We start from the raw sequence: 4,308 nt of genomic DNA, 5'->3' as shown, positions 1-4,308 counted from the left end.
CGTCATGGCTGGTGTAGCCCAGCAGGTGCGCTTGTTCTGCCCTGAGCTCGGCCACCTCGGCAGCAATCGGACGCAGGTCCACGGTGGATCGCGTGGGCAAGGGGCCTGTGGCACCGTCCGGACCGCGGCCGCGGTCCATGGCCGCTTGGTGGATCTCCTGGCGCAGGGCCCGGTCGTGCAACTCCCGCAACACCGGTTGGGTGGTGAAGGCAGCCAGTGACAAGAGGTATCCGTCCGAGTGTCCCGCGTCCTCAGCTGCACGCTTGGCAGCATTGATGGCAGCCTCACTGAGCCCCTTCAACCGCGCACGATCGGTGACGTGCACGGACGCCCGTTCGTTCTCCCGCACCAGTTGGGTGCTGTAGCGAATGCTCAGCGCGGAGAGGCGATCATTGATCTCCCGCAAGCGGGTCTGGTCCGCTTCTTCCAACAGGACACCGGAGCGCTCGAACCACCGCGTGTACTCAGCCAGCACGCGCTGCTCGGTGGGGCTCAGCCCGTCAGGGGAGACCGCCACCACACGATCGTAGAGATCCCGGTTCATGGTCACGTCCGCGCGGTGTTGGGACAGCCGCGGCGCCATCTGCTCATAGAGCTCCTGCATGTCGTCCGTGAGGTGTGAGGAGGTCAGGGTGAAGAACACGGACTCCACCCGGTCCAGGAACAGTCCTTCACGTTCCAGCACCTCCAGTGTGTCGGCCAGCGTGGGGGGCTCCTGGCACTCCACCACGGCTTGCACCGCGGCAAGGTCGGCAGCCATGGCGGCCTCAAAGGCCTCCGGGAAGTGCTCGGGCTGAATTGCGGCAAAATCCGGCAGCTCACACGGCAGGGTGCTGGGGGTCAACAGCGGATTGGTCACGAAGGACGGTTTCCTTCCAAGTCTCCGGTCGCTTCCGTAGATGATGTGTGTCCAGGGTGCCTGGCACCTGCGGGAGTGGTCGCGGGCGCAAACGACCACTGGCCATCCTAGGTGTGATCCCCGTCCACCCCACACGCGGGCCTGCCGGAACAGGACTGCAAGACGACCCCCGTAGGATGTTGCTCATGTCCAGACCACTCGTGAGGCTCCTCGGCCAGGGCGTGCGCGCCGCGACCAAGATGCGCGGCGGCGGATCGGCGTTCCCCGGCCTGGTGATGGAGAAACTGCATCCCGGATTCGTTGCCGAACAGTTGGCCCGTCTGCCCCACGGGGTGGTGGTGGTCTCCGGAACCAACGGCAAGACGACGACGACCAAGATGGCCGTCCAGTTGCTGGAGTCTCAGGGTTTGAAGGTGTTCACCAACCGCACGGGTTCCAACTTTGTGCGTGGTGTGGCGGCGTCGTTGTTGGAGGAAATCTCCCTGACCGGGCGCTTTGACGCTGACATTGCGGTCCTGGAACTGGACGAGGCCCACGCCGTCCATTTTGTACGGCAGGTCAAACCGCGTTTTGCCCTGCTGCTGAACGTGATGCGGGACCAGCTGGACCGTTTTGGGGAAATTGACACCACTCGCCGGATGCTGGCCCAAGTGGCAGCTGCCACCACGGAGGCGGTGATTCTCAACCGCGAGGATCCGCGCATTGCCTCCCTGGCCCAGGACGTCCAGCCCGATACGCGTGTGCTCTGGTACGGACTCTCCGAGCAGTTGCGGCCCATGTTCCCCTCGGACGACGACATGCGCGCCGCCGACGGCCCTGCCGCCCCCACACCGGAGGGCGCGCCCCAGCCTGAGCCCGTGGTGGAGCTGGCCGATTTTGAGGCCACGGAGGTCGAGTTCCTGGTGCACGGTCAACCCGCCCAGGCCAAGGTTCACCTCTACGGGGTCTACAACGTCTACAACGCCGCCGGTGCACTGGCCTTGGCCCTCACGGTCACGGATGACGGCCGCGCGGTGAAGGCTGCGGGCGCCGGAGTCGAATCCCTGCTGGATGAACTGTCCCGGGTGACGCCTGCGTTCGGCAGAGGCGAGACCATCACCGTGGGAGAGACCCCGCTGCAGTTGTTGTTGGTCAAGAACCCCGCAGGCTTCCGCCTCTCCCTGGCCTCCGCCAAGCCCGAGGCCTACGCCACCATGATTGCGATCAACGACGAATACGCTGACGGCCGGGACGTCTCTTGGCTGTGGGACGTCGAATTCGACTCCCTGCGGGCAGGCGGTGTGGATCTGGTCACGGGCACCCGCGCGTGGGACATGGCCTTGCGACTGGACTACGACCAAGTCCCCATCCAAGAAGTGGAACCGGATCTGACCGAGTCCTTGCACAAGTTCATCACCGCCGCTGACGGCCGCCCCATGCGAGTGTTCTGCACCTACACGGCCATGCTGTCCCTGCGCCGCGCACTGCGCGCAGTCGCCGACGTCCCGGAGATCTGAGCCATGACCACCACAACGTCCACGTTCCCGCAGACCCCGGGATCAGGTTCGCCCACAAACACCGTGGAGCCCGGGGGGCTGGGGGAGATCCACCTGGTCCAGCTCTACCCCCGGGACATGAACATCTACGGTGACTGGGGCAACACCTTGACCTTGAAGCGTCGCCTGGAAAAGCGCGGCTACGGGGTCAAGCTCACCGACTACAACCCCGGGGACTCCTTCCCTGCCGACGGCGACATTTTAGTGGGCGGCGGCGGCCAGGACTCCGGGCAGTTCCGGGTCATGGAGGACCTCCAGAGCATCAAGCCGGTCCTGATGCAGTTGGTTGACGACGGCGCCCCCATGCTGGCCATCTGCGGTCTGTACCAACTCTTTGGGCACGAATTCCGCACGATCGGCGGCCAGACCCTGCCGGGTGTGGGGATTTTTGATCTGACCACGGTAGGTGGTGAGCAGCGGCTGATCGGCAACATCGTGACCGAGTCGGAGAAATTCGGGACCATCATCGGCTATGAAAACCACTCGGGACTGACCAAGCTGGGGGCCGGGCAGCAGCCCTTGGCACGCGTGGTGGCAGGTGCCGGCAACGATGGCCAGGACGGTACGGAAGGTGCGGTGACCAAGGAGGTCATCGGCTCCTACCTGCATGGATCCCTGTTGCCCAAGAACCCCGCCCTGGCGGATCATCTGATCGCAACCGCGGTGCGTCGTCGTTACTCCCATTACCATCTGGAACCCCTCAATGACACCCTGGCCACCAAGGCCCGTGAGGTGGCCCAGTCCAGACCGCGCTGAGCCGAACACACCCCGTGTTCTCCGCCAGGACTAGACTGGCTGCCAGATTTTTCCGGAGCCGGCTGACCCGCTGCCGCGCAGAAGCATCCGGTGCCGGAGCGCACACAATATTTTTTGCCACAGGAGGCACACATGTCAGGTCACTCCAAATGGGCCACCACCAAGCACAAGAAGGCCGCGATCGATGCCAAGCGCGCCAAGGCCTTTGCCAAGTACATCAAGGGCATTGAAGTTGCTGCGCGTCAGGGCGGGCCGGACACCGCAGGCAACCCGGCACTGGATCTGGCGGTGTCCAAGGCCAAGAAGAACTCCGTGCCCAATGACAACATTGACCGCGCCATCAAGCGTGGAGCCGGGCTGACCGGTGAAGTCATCGACTACTCGGAAATCTTCTACGAGGCCCGTGGCCCGCAGGGTTCCGCGCTCTACATCGAGTGCTTGACGGACAACAAGAACCGCGCTGCCTCTGAGGTGCGTGTGGCCGTCACCCGCAACGGTGGCACCATGGCCGACCCCGGCTCCGTGATGTTCATGTTCGAACGCAAGGGCGTGGCAGAGGTGACCAAGACCGACGGCCTGACCGAGGACGACGTCCTGATGGCCGTCCTGGATGCCGGTGCTGAGGAAGTCGTGGAAGAGGACGAGGTCTTTGAAGTGGTCTCCGAAGCCACCGACCTTGGCGCCATCCGCACCGCCCTGGAGGAAGCGGGACTGGAGTACAACAACGACGACCCCGTCTTCCGCGCCAACATGAAGGTGGACCTGGATGCCGACGGCGCAGCCAAGTTCTTGCGCCTGGCCGATGCCGTGGAGGCCCTGGACGACGTCCAGAACGTCTACTCGAATGCCGAGATCTCCCCGGAGGTCCTGGCTCAGCTCGAGGCCCAGGGCTGAATGTCCACTGCCGAGCAGGTCATCCTGGGGGTTGACCCCGGGCTGACCCGCTGCGGATTCGGTGTGGTGCGGATGCGCGCCAACCGGCAGGTGGAATGGATCCATCACGAAGTGCAGGGCACCTCAGCAGATCAGCCACTGGAACAACGCATCCTGAGCATCGCGGTGGCAGCGGAATCCATGATGGATCGCTACCACCCAGATGCGCTGGCCATTGAGCGGTTGTTCGCCCAGAACAACGCGCCCACGGTGGTGGGTACGGCG

4 protein-coding genes and 1 pseudogene are annotated in these 4,308 nt (G+C 64.4%); 4 read left to right on the top strand and 1 reads right to left on the bottom strand.

What is annotated here, in order from left to right; genetic code table 11:
• Positions 1 to 859, bottom strand: a pseudogene (locus tag L979_RS12335) (M3 family peptidase); the annotation flags it as partial.
• A 176-nt stretch (positions 860 to 1,035) separates the two neighbouring features.
• Here L979_RS12335 and L979_RS12330 point away from each other — a divergent pair.
• The 4 genes from L979_RS12330 to L979_RS12315 form a co-directional block, all read left to right on the top strand.
• Positions 1,036 to 2,355 (top strand): Mur ligase family protein, encoded by a 1,320-nt coding sequence (locus L979_RS12330; protein ID WP_047692504.1) that lies wholly within the window; start codon positions 1,036 to 1,038, stop codon positions 2,353 to 2,355.
• Positions 2,356 to 2,358: 3 nt separating this feature from the next.
• On the top strand, positions 2,359 to 3,150 hold the full coding sequence (locus tag L979_RS12325) for a type 1 glutamine amidotransferase (protein ID WP_081994467.1): 792 nt from the start codon (positions 2,359 to 2,361) through the stop codon (positions 3,148 to 3,150).
• Between the two features lie 132 nt (positions 3,151 to 3,282).
• On the top strand, positions 3,283 to 4,044 hold the full coding sequence (locus L979_RS12320; RefSeq protein WP_047692503.1) for a YebC/PmpR family DNA-binding transcriptional regulator: 762 nt from the start codon (positions 3,283 to 3,285) through the stop codon (positions 4,042 to 4,044).
• The coding region (locus L979_RS12315; RefSeq protein WP_047692502.1) for a crossover junction endodeoxyribonuclease RuvC at positions 4,045 to 4,308 on the top strand (264 nt) is incomplete at its 3' end. It lies immediately after the preceding gene.

The sequence above is a fragment of the Kocuria sp. ZOR0020 genome (assembly GCF_000800955.1).
In the GTDB taxonomy this organism is placed as follows: Bacteria; Actinomycetota; Actinomycetes; order Actinomycetales; family Micrococcaceae; genus Kocuria; species Kocuria subflava.
Note: the sequence above shows the minus strand (reverse complement) of the source record. Positions and strands in the feature narration are given on the sequence as shown.